Below are 17,201 nucleotides of genomic sequence, written 5' to 3' on the forward strand. Positions count from 1 at the left end.
TCCTGTGTTCGCTTGATTAGCCCGACTCCGAGAGCCTCACCATGAACACCATTGCCAGGGCCATCGATGCCCTCAACGAGGGGTTCGGACGCCTGATCGCCCCACTCCTTGCCGTGATCACGCTGATCGTGATCTATGATATTGCCGCACGCTTCTTTATCGGCCGCCCCAGCGACTGGGCCTTCGATGTCACCAAGATGCTGTTCGGCGCCCATTTCATGCTGATGGCCGCCTACGGCCTGCGCCATCACGCCCACGTCGAGGTCGACGTGCTCAAGCGTCTGCTAACCCGCCGCAAGCAGGCCGCCCTCGAACTGCTCGGCTACCTGCTCTTCTTCGTGCCCTTCATCTGGATGCTGCTTACCTTCGGCTGGGCCTTCTTCGAGCGCTCCTTCAGCCGCGGAGAAACCACCTACGGCATGATGTCCATCCCGGTCTACCCGGTGAAGGGGGTGATCGTCGTGGCCGCCCTGCTCCTGCTGCTGCAGGCCATCGCCATCGTGATCCGCGCCTGCGGTGAACTGCGCAAGGAGGGTGCCGCATGAGCCCCGAGATGCTCACTCTCTTCATGTTCAGCGGCCTGCTGATCGGGCTGTTCATGGGCCACCCGCTGGCCTTCGTGCTCGGCGGCGTCGCCGTGCTCGGCGCCTGGCTCGGTCCCGGCGCCAATACGCTGGGCATCCTGATCAACAACATCTATGGCAACTCCATGGACAACTATGTCCTGGTCGCCATTCCCCTGTTCGTGCTGATGGCGCGTTTCCTGAACGACTCCGGCGTCACCGAGAAGATGTTCGACACCATGCGCCTGCTGCTCGCCAACCTGCGTGGCGGCCTGGCCCTGACCGTGGTCATCGTCTCGGTACTGCTGGCCGCCACCACTGGCATCGTCGGCGCCTCCATCGCGGTGATGGGCATGATCGCCCTGGTCCCGATGCTCAAGTACTCCTACAACAAGGAGCTTAGCGCCGGCGTCATCATGGCCAGCGGCTGCCTGGGCATCCTGATTCCCCCCAGCATCATGCTGATCCTGATGGCCAGCTACTCGCCGGTCTCGGTGGGTGCGCTGTTCGCCGGTGCCCTGGTACCGGGGGTGATGCTCGGCACCATGTATGCGCTCTATGTGCTGGTGATCTGTTTCGTCAAGCCGCACTACGGGCCAGCCGTTCCCGCCGAGGAGCGCGCCGAGACCTCGACCGGCCAGCTGCTGATCATGCTCGGCAAGTATGTGCTGCCGCCCATGTCGCTGATTCTCGGCGTGCTGGGCTCGCTGTTCCTGGGGATCGCCACGGCCACCGAGGCCTCGGCCATCGGCGTGGCCATCGCCTTTCTGCTGTTCCTGATCTTCGGTGATCGCAAGGCATCGACCTGCTATCGCACCCTGATCGAGGCCAGCAAGACCACCACCATGGTGATGCTGGTGGTGGTGGGGGCGACCGCCTTCACCGGGGTGTTCTCCATCGGTGGCGGCATGGACGTCATCCATAACGTGGTGACGGCGATGCCCGGCGGCACCATCGGGGCCCTGATCCTGATGCTGTTCCTGGTGTTCCTGCTGGGCATGTTCCTGGACTGGACCGGCATCGTGCTGTTCAGCTTCCCGATCATGCTGCCCATCGTCGACAGCATGGGCGTGGATATGCTGTGGTTCGTGGTGATGGTGGCCGTGGTGCTGCAGACCTCCTTCCTGACCCCGCCGTTCGGCTATGCGCTCTTCTATCTGAAGGGGGTGGCGCCGCCCGGGGTGGAGATCGTCGATCTCTACCGCGCGGTCATTCCCTTCGTGGCCCTGATCGTGCTGGCCTGTGTGCTGATGGCCTTCTTCCCGGCCCTTATCACCGGCCTGCCATCGATGCTGCTCGGCTACTGACCCGTGAAAGCGTAACGACGCCCGCCGTCAGCCGACGGCGGGCGTCGTCGTTTGACGGTGGTCAACCGATGCTGGCTGCAGCAGCCAAGCGCAACTGATACTATTTGTCGGCGTCAATGTCTCGCATTTACCATCCTGCGCCCGCAAGGAGCCTCCCTTGTCTCGAACTGCCAGCGGCGACCTGCCCACTCTCTCACGCCGACTGATCCCTTCCTTCACTCCATGGACCGCTCTGCTGCTCGGGGTCGCGCTGGTCGTGGCACTGCCGGTGCTGGCGGTACTGGCGCATATCCTGGTACCCACCGGTGGCGTCTGGCAGCACCTGGCCAGCACGGTGCTGCCCCGCTACCTGGCCAACACCCTGTTCCTGGTCATTACGGTGGGCATCGGCACCCTGGTGATCGGTACCGGTACCGCCTGGCTGGTGGTGATGTGCCGCTTCCCGGGGCGACGGCTGTTCGAGTGGGCGCTGCTGCTGCCGCTGGCCGTGCCGACCTATGTGATCGCCTACGCCTATACCGACTTCCTGCAGTTCTCGGGCCCCCTGCAGGGGTGGCTGCGCGACCTGTTCGGGTGGGGCTTCGGGGACTACTGGTTCCCCGAGGTGCGCTCGCTGGGCGGGGCGGCAGCGCTGATCAGCCTGGTGCTCTACCCCTACGTCTACATGCTCGCACGCGCCTCCTTCATGGAGCAGTCGGTGTGCATGCTGGATGTGGGTCGCACCCTGGGCCGCGGCCCCTGGCAGCTGTTCTGGAGCGTGGCGATTCCGCTCTCGCGTCCGGCACTGGTGGGCGGCGTATCACTGGCCCTGATGGAAACGCTGAACGAGTTCGGCGCGGTGCAGTACTTCGGCGTGGACACCTTCACCACCGGCATCTACCGCACCTGGTTCGGCCTCGGCGAGCAGGCCGCCGCCGCCCAGCTCGCCGCCTGCCTGCTGACCTTCGTGATCGCCCTGGTGCTGCTGGAGCGCTGGTCGCGGGGCAAGCGGCGCTACTTCCACACCTCCAGCCGCTATCAACAGCTGCCGGAGTTCCACCTCGGCGGCTGGGCCTCGGCAGGCGCCTTTCTGGCCTGCCTGCTGCCGATCCTGGGCGGCTTCCTGATCCCCAGCGGCATCCTCGCCGAGCTGGCCATCCAGCAGGGTGACTCGCTCTTCGGCAAGAGCTTTATCGGCTATGCCCGCAACAGTCTGCTGCTGGCCTCAATCGCCGCGCTGGTGGCGGTCACCCTGGCGGTAGTGCTCAGCTACGGGGTGCGCCTCAACAATACTCGACTGACCCGAACCGCCACGCGTATCTCGGCCATGGGCTATGCGATTCCGGGGTCGGTGGTCGCGGTAGGCATCCTGATCCCCTTCGCCTGGCTGGACAACACCCTCAATACCTGGCTGCTGTCGCGCGGTGGCGAGGTTATCGGACTGATCTTCAGCGGTTCGGCGTTTATCCTGATCTACGCCTACGTGGTGCGCTTCCTGGCGGTTTCGTTCAACGCCGTGGAGGCCAGCCTGGGCAAGGTGACACCGAGCATGGATGCCGCCTCTCGCACCCTGGGCCAGACCGCCACCGGCACACTGAAGCGGGTGCACACTCCGATCATGCGCGGCAGCCTGCTGGCGGCCTGCATCCTGGTCTTCGTGGATGTGATGAAGGAGCTACCGGCGACCATCATCCTGCGCCCCTTCAACTTCGATACCCTGGCGGTACGCGCTCACAACCTGGCGGCAGACGAGCGTCTCGCCGAGGCCTCGACGGCCTCACTGGCCATCGTGGTGGTAGGCATAGTCCCGGTGATCCTGCTCAGCCTCGCCATGCGCCGCTCGCGCCCCGGCGGCGGAAAGTGACGAGGAACGCGAGGGAAAGACAAATACCTGGGAGGGGTCCAGCCGCAGTGTCACGGGCTGGCCCTCGGCGGGCAAGAAGACCCCTGGCACCCGCGCATGGATATGGGCTTCATCGCCGTCGGAGTCGTGGGCACAGATATGCAGCAGGCTGCTGCGCCCCAGCAACTTGGCCATGACGATATGGCTGTGGCTGTGCGCTTCGGCCGACACATCCAGCCTCGCCACCTGCAACGCCTCCGGTCGCACCAGCACGCGTACCTCACTGCCCTCGGCCAGCCAGCCGGCATCCACGATGCCCACCGGTGTCAGCACCTTGCCGTCGCGAACCACCCCGGAGAGTTCGTTCACCTCACCGAAGAAGGTCACCACGAAGGGGTCGCTGGGGTTGCAGTAGAGCTCGCGTGGCGTACCGACCTGAACGATATGGCCATCACGCATCAGGGCGATGCGGTCGGCCATGAACATCGCCTCTTCCGGGTCGTGAGTCACCAGCAGGGTGGCGGCCCCGACCTCCTTGAGCACGTGCAGGGTGTCATCGCGAATCTGGTCGCGAAGCCGCGCATCGAGGCTGGAGAAGGGCTCGTCGAGCAGCATCAGGTGCGGCTCCGGCGCCAGCGCACGAGCCAGTGCCACGCGCTGCTGCTGGCCCCCGGAGAGCATGTGGGGATAGCCCTCGGCCCGGGCGCCCATCCCCAGCTGCTCGAGCAGCCTCAGGGCACGCCGACGGCGCTCGCCTGCCGACAGATGCTTGAGCCCGAAGGTCACGTTTTCCAGCACGGAAAGGTGGGGGAAGAGCGCGGAGTCCTGAAAGGCCAGGCCGACGCTGCGCTTCTCGGGGGGGAGGTGACGCCCGCCAGGGCGGGCTACCTCATCGCCCTCCAGGACCACGCGACCGTGCTGTAGCTTCTCGAGGCCCGCGGCGATGCGCAGCAGGGTGGTCTTGCCACACCCCGAGGGGCCCAGCAGGCAGACCACCTCACCCGGCTGTATGTCCAGATCGATGCCCTTCACCACCTCGTGCTTGCCGAAGGCGTGGTGAATGCCCTGCATGGAGAGTACCGGAGCGGAAATGGCGTGCGACTGTTGCAGATTCAGGTTCATTGGGGCCCTCGACGTCGTGTCGGTGGAGGTCTCCCCATCATAACCGATCACGAGCGCTAATGCGTTTGAAAGCGACTCGCATTCAACATTTCTCTGCTTCAACGCAAGGAATCGCCGCCCTCCCCCTTGACGCCACCGATGTACGGGGCTTCAATAAGCGGGCCATTAATGCAACGTATTATCATTCCACTATCGCTGCTCTGCCAGAAACCTAGCGGCTCTGCCAGAAAACCAAGAGGTCATGATGATCAAGAACGCTCGTCTCGCCGCCCCCATCGCCGTCGCGCTGGCCGGCTCCGCCTTCGCTACCGCCGTCTCTGCCGACGAGCTGAACATCTACTCGGCACGCCACTACGACTCCGACGAGGCGCTCTACGAGGCCTTCACCGAGGAGACCGGCATCGAAGTGAACCTGCTGGAGGGCGATTCGGACCAGCTGATCGAGCGCATCACCCGCGAGGGCGTGGCCAGCCCCGCCGACGTGATGATCACCGTGGACGCCGGCCGCCTGTGGCGCGCCGAGCAGGAGGATATCTTCCAGAGCGTCGACTCCGAGATGCTGAACGAGCGCCTGCCGGAGGCCATGCGTCACCCCGAGGGGCTGTGGTTCGGCTTCAGTCAGCGCGCCCGCGCCATCTTCTATGACCGCGAGAACTTCGACCCGAGCCAGATCGGCAGCTACGAGGAGCTCGCCGATCCGAAGTTCGAGGGCCAGGTGTGCATCCGTTCCTCGAACAATATCTACAACCAGTCGCTGCTCGCCTCACTGGTCGAGCACCATGGCGCCGAGGGCGCCGAGGAGTGGGCCCAGGGCGTGGTGGCCAACATGGCACGCGACCCCGAGGGTGGCGACACCGACCAGATCAAGGGCGTGGCCAGCGGCGAGTGCTCCCTGGCGGTGGCGAACCACTACTACTATGTGCGCCTGCTGCACTCCGACGACGAGGCGGATCGTGAGGTCGCCCGCCGTGTCGGCGTGATCTTCCCCAACCAGGATGGCCGCGGCACCCATGTCAACGTGGGCGGCGCCGGTGTAGTCGAAGGGGCTCCCAACCGCGAGAACGCCGTGCGCTTCCTCGAGTTCCTGGCCTCCGATACCGCCCAGGAGATCTTCGCCAACGGCAACTACGAGTTCCCGGTGGTCGAGGGCGTGAAGAAGAACCCGGTGCTCGAGTCCTGGGGCGACTTCAAGAAGGATGGCCTCAACATCAGCAAGCTGGGGGAGAACAACCCCGAAGCGATCAAGATCTTCGATCGCGTCGGCTGGCGCTGATCCAGCGCTCGGAGCTGATCCGGCGGTAGGGCCTTCTCTACGACTACCCCCGGCGCTCCTCGCTGACACACCGTGTTAAACGGCAAGGCCCACGGCATCCGCCGCGGGCCTTGCTGTTTGGGTTGGGATCGCGTCAGTGCGCCTCGTCCCAGTTAGCTCCACTCCCGGCCTCGACGATCAACGGCACGTCGAGCTCGGCGGCGGCCTGCATGCGCGCCTTCACCTGCTCGATGAACTCCTCTACCCGCGCCTCGGCCACCTCGAACACCAGTTCGTCATGGACCTGCATCACCATCCAGGCATCCATCTCCCCCTCCTGCAGCCAGGCGGCCACCTCGATCATGGCACGCTTGATGATATCCGCGGCCGTGCCCTGCATGGGAGCATTGATGGCGGTACGCTCGGCGCCCTGACGGCGGGCACGATTCTGGGAGCGGATCTCGGGCAGATGGAGGCGCCGACCGAACACTGTCTCGACGAAGCCATCCTCGGCGGCCTGGGCGCGGATGCGCTCCATATAGTTCGCCACCCCGGGATAGCGGTCGAAATAGCGGTCGATATAGACCTTGGCCTGGCTCTGTTCGGTATGCAGCTGCCGCGACAGGCCCCAGGCGCTCATGCCGTAGATCAGCCCGAAGTTGATCGCCTTGGCGCTGCGCCGCTGGTCTGCCGTCACCTTGTCGAGGGCCACGCCGAACACCTCGGCGGCGGTGGCGGCATGGATGTCACGCCCCTCGGCAAAGGCCGCCAGCAGTCCCTTGTCCCCCGAGAGGTGGGCCATGATGCGCAGCTCGATCTGGGAGTAGTCGGCGGCGACGATGCGATAGCCGGGCCGGGCGATAAAGGCCTGGCGGATCTTGCGCCCCTCCTCGTTCCGGATCGGGATGTTCTGCAGGTTGGGGTCGCTCGAGGAGAGTCGCCCGGTGGCGGTGACCGCCTGGTGATAGCTGGTATGCAGCCGCCCGGTGGTCTTGTTGACCAGGCGCGGCAGCTTGTCGGTGTAGGTGGACTTCAGCTTGGCCAGGCCGCGGTGCTCCATGATCACCTTGGGCAACGGATAGTCCAGGGCCAGCTCCTCGAGCACCGCCTCGGCGGTGGACGGCGCCCCCTTGGGGGTCTTCTTGAGCACCGGGATCTTCTGCTCCTCGAAGAGGATCTGGCCCAGCTGCTTGGGAGAGCCGAGGTTGAACTCGCGGCCGGCCAGCTCATGGGCACGGGCCTCCAGCTCGTTGATTCTCGCCTCGAGCTCCCGGCTCTGAGCGTGCAGGCGCTGCGGATCCAGGGCCACGCCGGTCAGCTCCATCTGCGACAGCACCGGGATCAGCGGCAGCTCGACCGTCTCGAGCACCTGGCGCAGACGCCCCTGCTGCTCGAGCCGTGGGCGCAGCTCGTGGTGCAGGCGCAGGGTGATATCGACATCCTCACAGGCATAGGGCGCCGCCTGCTCCAGGGCGACCTGGTTGAAGGTGAGCTGCTTGGCCCCCTTGCCGGCGATCTCCTCGAAGGGGGTGGTCTTCTCGCCCAGGTACTTGAGCGCCAGGGAGTCCATATCATGACGGGTGGCGGTGGAGTCGAGCACATAGGACTCGAGCATGGTGTCCTCGAGCGGTCCGGCCACCCGAATGCCATAACCGGCCAGCACCGAGATATCGTACTTGAGGTTCTGCCCGATCTTGGTTCTGCCGTCATCCTCCAGCAGCGGCTTGAGGGCGGCGAGCACGGCGTCACGATCGAGCTGCCCGGGGGCGTCGAGGTAGTCGTGGGCCAGGGGAATATAGGCGGCCTCCCCCGCCTCCAGCGACAGCCCGATGCCGACGATCTGTGCCTCCATGTAGTTCAGGCTGGTGGTCTCCAGGTCGAAGCAGAAAGCCTCGGCGCTCTGCAGCCGCTCGATCCAGGCGTCCAGCTCGGCCTGCCCGACAATGACATGATCCTCGCGTGGTGCGCCGCCGGCGGAGCCCTCCTCGGCGACCTCCGGGGTCGTGGTGCCACCGGCGACGTCGTCGACACCCTCGTCCCGGCCCTCCAGCAGCTCGGACAGCCAGGCCTTGAATTCGAAACGGCGATAGAGCTCGAGCAGCGTCTCGCGGTCCGGGTGCGCGAGCTCCAGGTCATCGAGCCCCACCGGCAGTTCGCAGTCGGTCTTGATGGTCGCCAGCCGATAGGAGAGGAAGGCCTTGTCGCGGTGCTCCTCGAGCTTCTTAGGCAGGGTCTTGGCGCCACGGAAACCAAGCGCCTTGACCGCGTCCAGGTCGGCATAGATGGTATCGAGCCCGCCCTGCATGCCTTGCAGCAGCCCCAGCGCCGTCTTCTCGCCCACCCCGGGGACACCGGGAATGTTGTCCACCTTGTCCCCCATCAGGGCCAGGAAGTCGATGATCAGCTCCGGGGGCAGGCCGAACTTCTCCTTGACGCCTTCGACGTCCAGGGTCTCATCCTTCATGGTGTTGACCAGGGTGATATGGGCATTGACCAGCTGGGCCATGTCCTTGTCACCGGTGGAGATCACCGCATCGCGGCCCGCCTCGGTGGCCTGGCGGGCCAGGGTACCAATGACATCATCGGCCTCGACCCCCTCGATGCACAGCAGCGGCAGGCCCAATGCCTTCACGCAGTCGTGCAGCGGCTGGACCTGATCGCGCAGTTCATCCGGCATCGGCGGCCGCTGGGCCTTGTACTCCTCGAACAGCTCATCGCGAAAGGTCTTGCCCGGGGCATCGAAGACCACCGCCATGGGACTGTTCGGGTAGTCCTTGATCAGCCGCTTGAGCATGTTGAGCACGCCCTTGATCGCCCCGGTGGGCAGGCCTTCTGAGGTGGTCAGCGGCGGCAGGGCGTGGAAGGCGCGGTACAGGTAGGAGGAACCGTCGACGAGAACGATGGGACTATCGGCCATGGAGGCATCCATTGAAGCTGAGCGGAGAGTGATTCTGATCAACCATGATACGCATAGCGCGGCCGTTTTGCCGCGACCGGTGGGCGCGAAGGCGACGACCCCTTACACTGGGGACACACACCATCTCACCGCCCCGGCGGACTGGAGATCATCATGAACACACTTCCCTCGCTTACCGCCGCGCTGCTGGCCATGGGCCTGTCGCTCGCCGCTGCCGTGCCGGCCCTGGCCCAGCCCAATGACGAACTGGCACCGGACATCACCATCCGTCAGGAAGAGGAGCGCATCATCCGCGAGTACCGGGTCAATGGGGAGCTCTACGCCATCGAGATCCGCCCCTCCAGCGGCCCCTCCTACTATCTGGTCGACCGCGACGGCGACGGCAACTTCGAACGCCAGCAGGGCGATCGCATCGCCGTGCCCGAATGGGTTCTGCAGACCTTCTGAATGATGAAAGCCGCTATCGCCGGTAACGCGAGAGGCATCGGGGACAAGCCTCGAGCGGTTCAATCTCCTGACGGCCAGGCGAAGCGTGCATCACACTCGCAAGTCGCTACAATAGGCGGCTTGGCATACCCGGGTAAGAGACACATGGCCGTATTCACACCGCTGACCGAGTCCCAGGTCGAGGCCTTCCTGAGCCGCTTCGACGCCGGCTCACTGGTCTCCCTGGAGGGCGTTCCCGCTGGTACCGAGAACAGTACCTTCTTCGTCACCACCGACCAGCGAGAGCTGGTGCTGACCCTGTTCGAGCAGGGTGAGCACGAGGAGCTGCCGTTTTTTGTCGAGCTGCTCGATTACCTCGACGAGCATCGCCTGCCGGTGCCCGGCCCCCTGCACGACCGTGAGGGCGTGGCCCTGCATAGCCTGGCCGACAAGCCGGCCCTGCTGTTCCCGAGGCTGCCCGGCAAGCACCCGCTCGAACCGAATCTGGCCCAGTGCCGTGAGCTGGGCAGCGTGCTGGGGCGCCTGCACGCCATCTCGCAGCACTTCACCGGCCATCGCCCCAATCCACGCGACCTCCACTGGCTGGTGGCCCTGCACCCCAAGGTGCATGGCTACCTCTCCGCGGCCGACCAGACTCTGATGAAGGATGAGGTGGAGACCTATGAAGACATCTTCAGCAGCGGTCCCGAGCTACCCCAGGGGGCACTCCACGGCGACCTGTTCCGCGACAACACCCTGTTCGTTGGTGATCGCCTGGGTGGCATCATCGACTTCTACAACGGCTGCACCGGCGACCTGCTGTTCGACCTGGCCATCGTCATCAATGACTGGGCCTGCGACGCGGACGGCAGCCTGAACGCCGAGCGCCATGACGCCATCCTCGCCGCCTATCAGGCGCACCGCCCGCTGACGGCGGCCGAGCGCGATGTCTGGCCGATGATGCTGCGCATGACCGCGCTGCGCTACTGGCTCTCGCGCCTGCTGGTGGTCTATGTGGACCCGCCGGCCCACGATCTGACGCCTCACGATCCCGAACGCTTCCGCACCATTCTTAAGGCGCGCATCGAGCAGCCTGCCCTGCCCGTGCCGGAGGCAGGCTCATGAGCCTCTCCATGGCCAGCGCCAGCGGCCCCGCCCGGCGCGCTCGGCGCGTCTGGAACATCGACCAGTGGGGCAGCGGCTACTTCGATGTGGATGATGCCGGCCATGCCCTGGTGCGTCCCTTGGGCAGCGAGACCGAGGGCCCGACCCTGCCGCTGAACGACCTGGTGAGCGAGCTCAAGGCCGCCGGTCTCCGCCTGCCGGTGCTGGTACGCTTTATCGACATCCTCCACGACCGGGTCGAGCAGCTCTGTCACGCCTTCGATACCGCCATGCAGGAGGAGTCCTTCGGCGGCGGCTATACGGCGGTCTACCCGATCAAGGTCAACCAGCAGCGCCGGGTGGTGGAGGAGATCCTCGCCACCCCCGAGCGCGGCCGCGACCGGGTGGGGCTCGAGGCCGGCAGCAAGCCGGAACTGCTCGCCGTGCTGGCGCTCTCCGGCGATGGCCACTCGCTGATCGTCTGCAACGGCTACAAGGACCGCGAGTATGTGCGCCTGGCGCTGATGGGCGAGAAGCTCGGCCATCGCGTCTACCTGGTGGTGGAGAAGCTCTCGGAACTGCCGCTGATCCTCGAGGAAGCCGCGGCGCTCGGCGTCACGCCACGCATCGGACTACGCGCCAGGCTGGCCTCCGTGGGCCGCGGGCGCTGGCAGAATACCGGCGGCGAGAAGTCCAAGTTCGGCCTCACCGCCAGCCAGATTCTCGAGGTGGTGGAGCGGCTGCGCGAGGCCGACGCCCTGGCGAGTCTGCAGCTGGTGCACTTCCACCTGGGCTCGCAGATCGCCAATATCCGTGATATCCAGCGCGGCCTGCGCGAGTGTGCGCGCTTCTACCAGAGCCTGGTGGAGCTGGGCGCTCCGGTGGATACCGTGGATGTGGGCGGCGGCCTGGGCGTCGACTACGAAGGCACCCGCTCGCGCAGCTTCTGCTCGGCCAACTACTCGATGCTCGAGTACGCCCGTAACGTGGTCTATGCCTTCCGCCTGGCCTGCCAGGAGAATGACCTGCCCCAGCCCCACCTGATCAGCGAATCGGGGCGCGCGCTGACCGCCCACCACGCCGTCCTCATCACCAACGTGATCGGCGAGGAACGGGTCAGCGATGCCTCTCCCGAGCGCCGGGTCGAAGGCGACTCCCAGGTCGACGAGCTGTGGCGGGTCCACGACCTGCTCGGCGCCTCCCCCGACCAGCGCGGTCTGGTCGAGGCCTGGCATGACCTTGCCCAGGCCATGGGCGACCTGCATGAGCGCTTCGTCATGGGGCTGACCCATATCACCGCCCGGGCCGAGGGCGAGGCGGTCTACTTCGCGGCCTGCGCCCGGCTGCGCGCACGCCTGGATACGCGCAATCGCGTGCATCGCGAGATCGGTGATGAGCTGGCCGAGAAGCTCGCCGACAAGCTGTTCGTCAACTTCTCGCTGTTCCAGTCGGTACCCGATGTCTGGGGCATCCAGCAGATCTTCCCGGTGATGCCGCTCACCGGACTCGACCAGGAGCCGGTACGCCGCGGGGTCATCCAGGACATTACCTGCGACAGCGATGGCCGCATCGACGGCTACGTGGATGGCCAGGGTGTGGAGACCACCCTGCCGCTGCCGGAGTGGCAGGAGGATGACGAACGCCTGCTGGGCTTCTTCATGGTGGGCGCCTACCAGGAGATCCTCGGCGACCTGCACAACCTGTTCGGCGACACCGACTCGGTGGATGCCACCCTCAACGAGGATGGCAGCTGGAGCCTGAGCCATATCCAGCAGGGCGATCGGGTGGCCGACGTGCTGAGCTACGTCAACTTCGACGCCGAGGTGCTGCGCCGCCATCTGGCCGAACAGCTCGCCGCCAGCGGCCTGGAAGAGGCCGAGCAGCAGCGTTTCCTCGACGATCTCTCCGAGGGGCTCTCCGGCTATACCTATCTGGAGTAGCCCACCGCCTTCCTGAGACAGAAAAAGCGCCCTGCCGTTGATATTCACGGCGGGCGCTTTTCTCTGCGCTCTCACAACTGATGGCGTGCCCCTACTCCACCCGAGTGGTGACCTCCAGGCCGCCGGTAAGGGTGAAGCGCAGCTCGGCACCGCTGACCAGCGGGCCTACCCCGGCCGGCGTGCCGGTCAGCACCACATCACCCGGCTGCAGGGTGAAGTGACGGCTCATATCGGCCAGCAGGGTCGGCACCGGGAAGAGCATATCGGCCCCTTCGCCCTGCTGACGAGGCTCGCCATCGATCTCCAGGGTAAAGGAGAGCGCGCTCCAGTTGGGCACCTGGGAGAGCGGCAGGAAGGATGACAGCGGGCAGGCGCCGTCGAAGGCCTTGGCGATCTCCCAGGGGTGTCCCTTCTCCTTGAGCCGCGACTGGACATCGCGCAGGGTCAGGTCGAGGGCCAGCCCGATACCCACCACGGCGCGCTCCGCCTCCCCGGCGGTCACGTGGCTGAGCTCCTCACCGATCAGCAGTGCCAGCTCCGTCTCGTAATGGACCTCACCGTGTGTGTTAGGCGCCGCGATGGGCGACTCCAGCGGCACGGCACTGGTGGCCGGCTTGATGAACAGCAGCGGCTCACTGGGCACCGGGTTGTCGAGCTCTCGGGCATGCTCGGCGTAGTTGCGACCGACGCAGACGATCTTGCCGAGTCGCTCGGCATAGGCCTGGCCATCGATGAAGTGGGGCACAAAGCGCATGGCGCATCTTCTCCTTCTCTGGGTGTGCCGCGAACGCGACAGGCGCACAGTTTAGCGCAGACGGCGGCACACGCCACACCGGAGCCGGCAGCACTATCGCAGATGGCAGCACCGCTCAAGGCTGTTCCGGTGACCATACCTCGTCGGGCTCATGGGCCAGAAAGCCCGGTCGCCGTCCGGGTGCCGCGAAGGGCGCCACACAACGGTTGTCGCGGCGGTTGTAGACGAAGAAGGCGTTGCTGCGCGGGTCTGGCGACATATTGGCATTGGAGCCGTGCAGCACGTTGCAGTCGAACAGCAGCAGACCGCCGGCGGCACCGGTGGGCGCCTCGATACCGTGACGCTCGACCAGCCGGGAGAGCGCCTCTCGGCTCGGCACCCCAAGCTCCTGCTGTTTCAGCGACTGCTGGTGGTTGGCGGCCGGCGTCTCCCCGAGACAGGGAATGAACACCCGGTGGGAGCCGGGAATCAGCATCAGCGGGCCATTGAAGTGGTGGTTGTCGGTCAACACGATGGAGGCGCTGACCGCATGCATGGCCGGCATGCCATCCTCGGCGTGCCAGGTCTCGAAATCCGAATGCCAGTTGAAGCCCTTGCCTTCGAAGCCCGGCTTGTAGTTGATGCGCGACTGGTGCACATAGGGCTCTCCGCCGATGATCTGGCGGGCACGGCCCACCAGGCGCTCGTCCTGGGCCAGTCGGGCGAAGCATTCGGAGAGGAAGTGCATCGCGAACAGCGAGCGAATCTCCTTGCCGGAGGGCTCGGTGATGCTGAAGTCGCGATTGCGGTAGTTGGGGTTCTCCAGCAGCACCGCCAGCTCTCGACGCAGCTCCTCGAGCTCCTCGCCGGCGATGAAGTTGGGTTCGAACAGAAACCCCTTGCGGTCGAACTCGTCGAGCTGCTGCCGGCTCAAGGGACCATCTTCGGCACTGCCCTTCACCACCGCTTCACGGCGGTTCAACCAGGGCATGTCGAAGGGCTCGGCGAGGCGCGTGGGATAGGGGTCATCCCCCGGGCACGGCGCGCTCCTTACGCGGCTCTGGGGGTCCGGTGAATCGACGACATGATGCGGGTTGGCGCTCTCCTGAAGCATGCGCTCGGATGTCTTGACTGACATTCAATCACCTCCTGTGAATCCGTGATCAATTTCAGCAAAACGCGCTGCCACGGCGAAACCGCCATGGCCGACCTCGGAAAGAGGCCGTGTGAGACCACCTTGGGATGACCTCGAGGACTTTCAAGGCCTGCTGGGTGTTAGCGTCAACGAGGTGCTCTCACCGGATGCCTAGCTACGATGGGTGGTCTACCGGGCTCTCGCTCGGTCACGCTGATCCTTGAACGCGACCGCGAGGGCGCCGAACATGACCAGCCCGATCAAGCCAAATCCAATGGATACGGCGATCGACCAGGAGGTCGCGCCAAGCGCCATGAATACCGCCGCCGTGATCACGGCGATTCCGATCGAGGTGCCGATACGCTGGCCGGTCTGCATGATGGCACCGGAGCTTCCCGCATATTGCAGGGGGACTTCTGCCAGGGTCAGCGTCTGGTTCGGACTGATCACGGAGCCCTGCGCCACCCCGATCAGCGATAGCGACAGCACCAACCACCACACGCTGAGATAGCCACCTTGATGCAGCAGGATGACCGCAATACTCGCCGCAAGGCCGGCAATGGCAAAAAACAGCCCGCCAATGACCACCCTGCGGCCGTACCTCATCACCCGGCGACCGGCCCAGCGTGCCGCATAGGCGGAAATGAACGCCGACGGCACACCGACCAGGCCGGCCTCGAGTGCAGACTTGCCGAGGCCCTGCTGCAGATACAGCGCCACCAGCACCCAGATGCTGGTCATGCCCGTGAAATAGAGCGTCATGATGAGCGCACCGTTGGTGAAGCTGTGAGTGGAGAAGATATTCAGATCCACCATGGGGCTACGCCCCAGGCGGGCATAGTAGCGCTCCCAGCGCACCCAGGCCGCGACAAGCATGAGTCCCAGCGGCAGCAGCAGCCAGGTAAGCGCCGAAGCGCGCGCCTCCATAAATGGAAACAGCACGGCGAAGACGGCGAGCCCCAGCAACAGGGAGCCAACGGGGTCCAGCTTGCGGGCCATATACAGGCTGGTGCGCAGGGCACGCTGCGAGGCGCTTGCCGTCCTCCCCGGGACGCGATTGAACAGTGGCTTTGGAAACCAGGCAAAGGCCATGATGAGGGTGGCAATACCGATAAGCACGTTGATCAGAAACGTCAGCCGCCAGCCCAGGTCAGCGCCGCCAAGCATGATCAGCAGGCCTCCAATCACGGGGCCGATGCCTACCGATACCCCCACCGCACTGCCGAAGTAGCCGAATGCCTTGGCACGCTCGGCGCCACGGAAGTACTGCTGAATCATGCCCACCCCCTGGGGGTTCAGCAGCCCTGAGCCGACGCCCTGAACAAAGCGGGCGACGTTGAGCCAGGTGGCATCCGAGGCCAGCCCCGCGGCAATGGACGCCGCCGTGAATACCGCAACGCCGATAATGAAGATGCCGCCACGGCCCATGATGTCGCCGGCGCGGCCGGCCGGCACCAGTACCACGCCGAAGGTCAGCGCATAGCCGGAGAGCACCCACTGCAGGTCGGACTGACTGGCTTCCAGCCCCTGCTGGATGGAAGGCAGTGCGACGTTGACGATGCTGACACTGATCAGTGACATGGCGATCGCGGCCAACAGCACCACCAGAATACGCCAACGCACCGAATCGGGAATGGCCTCGGCGCCTGCCTGCCCTGAATCCATCTGACTCTGCACTGATCACAGCCTCCGTCCCTTGATCACCTGTGATGGCGCTCCAGCCACAATGACACCGTAGCACAGCCGGCGGGCTACGCCCTTGCAGGGTCGGCTTTCATCCCTGCCTGCGCTCTGCCGTCACACTGGGGGCCTCGCCGAACCGGCGACGATAGGCTCGTGTGAAGTGTGCCGGCTGGGTAAAGCCGGTGGCCAGCGCCGCCTCCGTCACCAGGCACTGGCTATCGGTGAGCAGCTGGCGGGCGCGATCCAGGCGCATGCCCAGGTAGCTCTGCTGTGGCGTTTCGCCGAAATGGTGCCGGAACAGGCGTCCCAGCTGACGCTGGGACTGTCCCACCAGCCGACAGAGTTCGGGAATCGACAGCGCCTTGGCGAGATTGGCCTCCATAACCGCCAGGGCACGGACCACCCCACGCGGCAGTTCACCGTAGCGCAACTGGGGTTTCTCCCCCTCCCCACGGGGCCTCTGGTGGATCAGCTGAAGTCCGACAGCATCCGCCAGCGCCGGCCCATAGGCCTGCTCGATCCAGGTCAGCATCATGTCGATACCGGCGGCACCCCCCGACCCGGTGAGGCGCGTGTCATCCATTTCATAGCTGCCCGGACTGACCTCGAGGTCGGGAAATTCTCGGCGGAAGGCCGCGACACTCTCCCAGTGAAGCGCCACCCGATGCCCGGAGAGCACTCCCGCCCGGGCCAGGATAAAGGGGGCCGTGTCCAGGCCGCCCAGCCATCCGCCATGGGCCGCAATGCGCCGCAATATGGCGCGATCCTGGAAGCTGACCGTTGCTTCTGCATCATACGACGACACCACCATCAGCCTCGCCGCATCGTCCAGGGAGGCGATGGTGTCATCCACGTCGATACGCACGCCATTGCTCGCCACGACCGCCTCGCCATCCGACGAGAGCAGCCGCCAGGCAAAGAGGTCGCGGCCAAAGCGATTGGCCACCCGAAGCGGCTCCAGCAGACAGAACAGGGTCAGCATGGAGAAGCGCGGCACCAGCCATACATTGAGCGTGTGCTCGGCCTGCTCCGGGGTCAGCAAGGGAGGGGAGTCGGGGCGCGGGTAGGGCCACAGCTCTTCGACAGCATCCAACATGGCCAACATGGTCAACTTTATGGCCAATTTAATCAAGTCGCATGCCGCAGAGAGGCTTAGGGTAGAGGGCGACCTCTAGCACAGCCCGTGGAGATACCGCC

The 17,201-nt window shown here is 65.3% G+C and carries 13 protein-coding genes; 7 read left to right on the top strand and 6 right to left on the bottom strand.

Features of this window, described 5'->3' with window-relative positions:
• Window positions 1-41 precede the first annotated feature (41 nt).
• The 3 genes from RM463_RS09315 (at window position 42) to RM463_RS09325 (ending at window position 3,713) form a co-directional block, all read left to right on the top strand.
• On the top strand, window positions 42-545 hold the full coding sequence (locus RM463_RS09315; RefSeq protein WP_132044611.1) for a TRAP transporter small permease subunit: 504 nt from the start codon (window positions 42-44) through the stop codon (window positions 543-545).
• On the top strand, window positions 542-1,870 hold the full coding sequence (locus RM463_RS09320) for a TRAP transporter large permease subunit (protein ID WP_311429820.1): 1,329 nt from the start codon (window positions 542-544) through the stop codon (window positions 1,868-1,870). Before RM463_RS09315 ends, RM463_RS09320 begins: the two co-directional genes overlap by 4 nt.
• A 157-nt stretch (window positions 1,871-2,027) precedes the next feature.
• Window positions 2,028-3,713 (top strand): ABC transporter permease, encoded by a 1,686-nt coding sequence (locus RM463_RS09325; protein WP_409228499.1) that lies wholly within the window; start codon window positions 2,028-2,030, stop codon window positions 3,711-3,713.
• Here RM463_RS09325 and RM463_RS09330 read toward each other — a convergent pair.
• Complete coding sequence (locus RM463_RS09330) at window positions 3,627-4,814, bottom strand: ABC transporter ATP-binding protein (protein WP_311429821.1); 1,188 nt, start codon at window positions 4,812-4,814, stop codon at window positions 3,627-3,629. The genes RM463_RS09325 and RM463_RS09330 overlap by 87 nt on opposite strands.
• A gap of 244 nt (window positions 4,815-5,058) precedes the next feature.
• Here RM463_RS09330 and RM463_RS09335 point away from each other — a divergent pair, with 244 nt between their 5' ends.
• Window positions 5,059-6,087: a Fe(3+) ABC transporter substrate-binding protein gene (locus RM463_RS09335; protein ID WP_195687358.1), complete on the top strand. Its 1,029-nt coding sequence runs from the start codon at window positions 5,059-5,061 to the stop codon at window positions 6,085-6,087.
• A gap of 133 nt (window positions 6,088-6,220) precedes the next feature.
• On the opposite strand, the gene polA is transcribed toward RM463_RS09335, so the two are convergent.
• Window positions 6,221-8,983: a DNA polymerase I gene (polA, locus tag RM463_RS09340; protein WP_311429822.1), complete on the bottom strand. Its 2,763-nt coding sequence runs from the start codon at window positions 8,981-8,983 to the stop codon at window positions 6,221-6,223.
• Between the two features lie 153 nt (window positions 8,984-9,136).
• On the opposite strand from polA, the gene RM463_RS09345 reads away from it, so the two are divergent.
• From RM463_RS09345 to speA, 3 genes are all read left to right on the top strand, one after another.
• Window positions 9,137-9,430 (top strand): DUF2782 domain-containing protein, encoded by a 294-nt coding sequence (locus RM463_RS09345; RefSeq protein WP_311429823.1) that lies wholly within the window; start codon window positions 9,137-9,139, stop codon window positions 9,428-9,430.
• Between the two features lie 144 nt (window positions 9,431-9,574).
• A complete protein-coding gene (locus RM463_RS09350; protein WP_311429824.1) occupies window positions 9,575-10,534 on the top strand; it encodes a homoserine kinase in 960 nt (319 codons plus the stop codon).
• Between the two features lie 8 nt (window positions 10,535-10,542).
• The gene (gene speA / locus RM463_RS09355) at window positions 10,543-12,453 is read left to right on the top strand and encodes a biosynthetic arginine decarboxylase (RefSeq protein WP_409228551.1); all 1,911 of its coding nucleotides are present in this window, start codon (window positions 10,543-10,545) and stop codon (window positions 12,451-12,453) included.
• A gap of 91 nt (window positions 12,454-12,544) precedes the next feature.
• Here speA and RM463_RS09360 read toward each other — a convergent pair whose 3' ends face one another.
• The 4 genes from RM463_RS09360 to RM463_RS09375 all read right to left on the bottom strand — a co-directional run bounded on the left by RM463_RS09360 (window position 12,545) and on the right by RM463_RS09375 (window position 17,100).
• Window positions 12,545-13,207, bottom strand: a complete 663-nt coding sequence (locus tag RM463_RS09360; RefSeq protein WP_311429825.1) for a fumarylacetoacetate hydrolase family protein — start codon at window positions 13,205-13,207, stop codon at window positions 12,545-12,547.
• A 115-nt stretch (window positions 13,208-13,322) separates the two neighbouring features.
• Window positions 13,323-14,324 (bottom strand): ectoine hydroxylase, encoded by a 1,002-nt coding sequence (gene thpD, locus RM463_RS09365; RefSeq protein ID WP_311429826.1) that lies wholly within the window; start codon window positions 14,322-14,324, stop codon window positions 13,323-13,325.
• Window positions 14,325-14,510: 186 nt separating this feature from the next.
• Complete coding sequence (locus RM463_RS09370) at window positions 14,511-15,998, bottom strand: MFS transporter (protein WP_311429827.1); 1,488 nt, start codon at window positions 15,996-15,998, stop codon at window positions 14,511-14,513.
• A 97-nt stretch (window positions 15,999-16,095) separates the two neighbouring features.
• Window positions 16,096-17,100 carry a GlxA family transcriptional regulator gene (locus RM463_RS09375; RefSeq protein WP_195687345.1) on the bottom strand — a complete coding sequence of 335 codons (1,005 nt, stop codon included), beginning with the start codon at window positions 17,098-17,100 and terminating at the stop codon, window positions 16,096-16,098.
• Between the last annotated feature and the right edge of the window lie 101 nt (window positions 17,101-17,201).

This window comes from Halomonas sp. LES1 (genome assembly GCF_031846005.1).
GTDB lineage: Bacteria > Pseudomonadota > Gammaproteobacteria > Pseudomonadales > Halomonadaceae > Halomonas.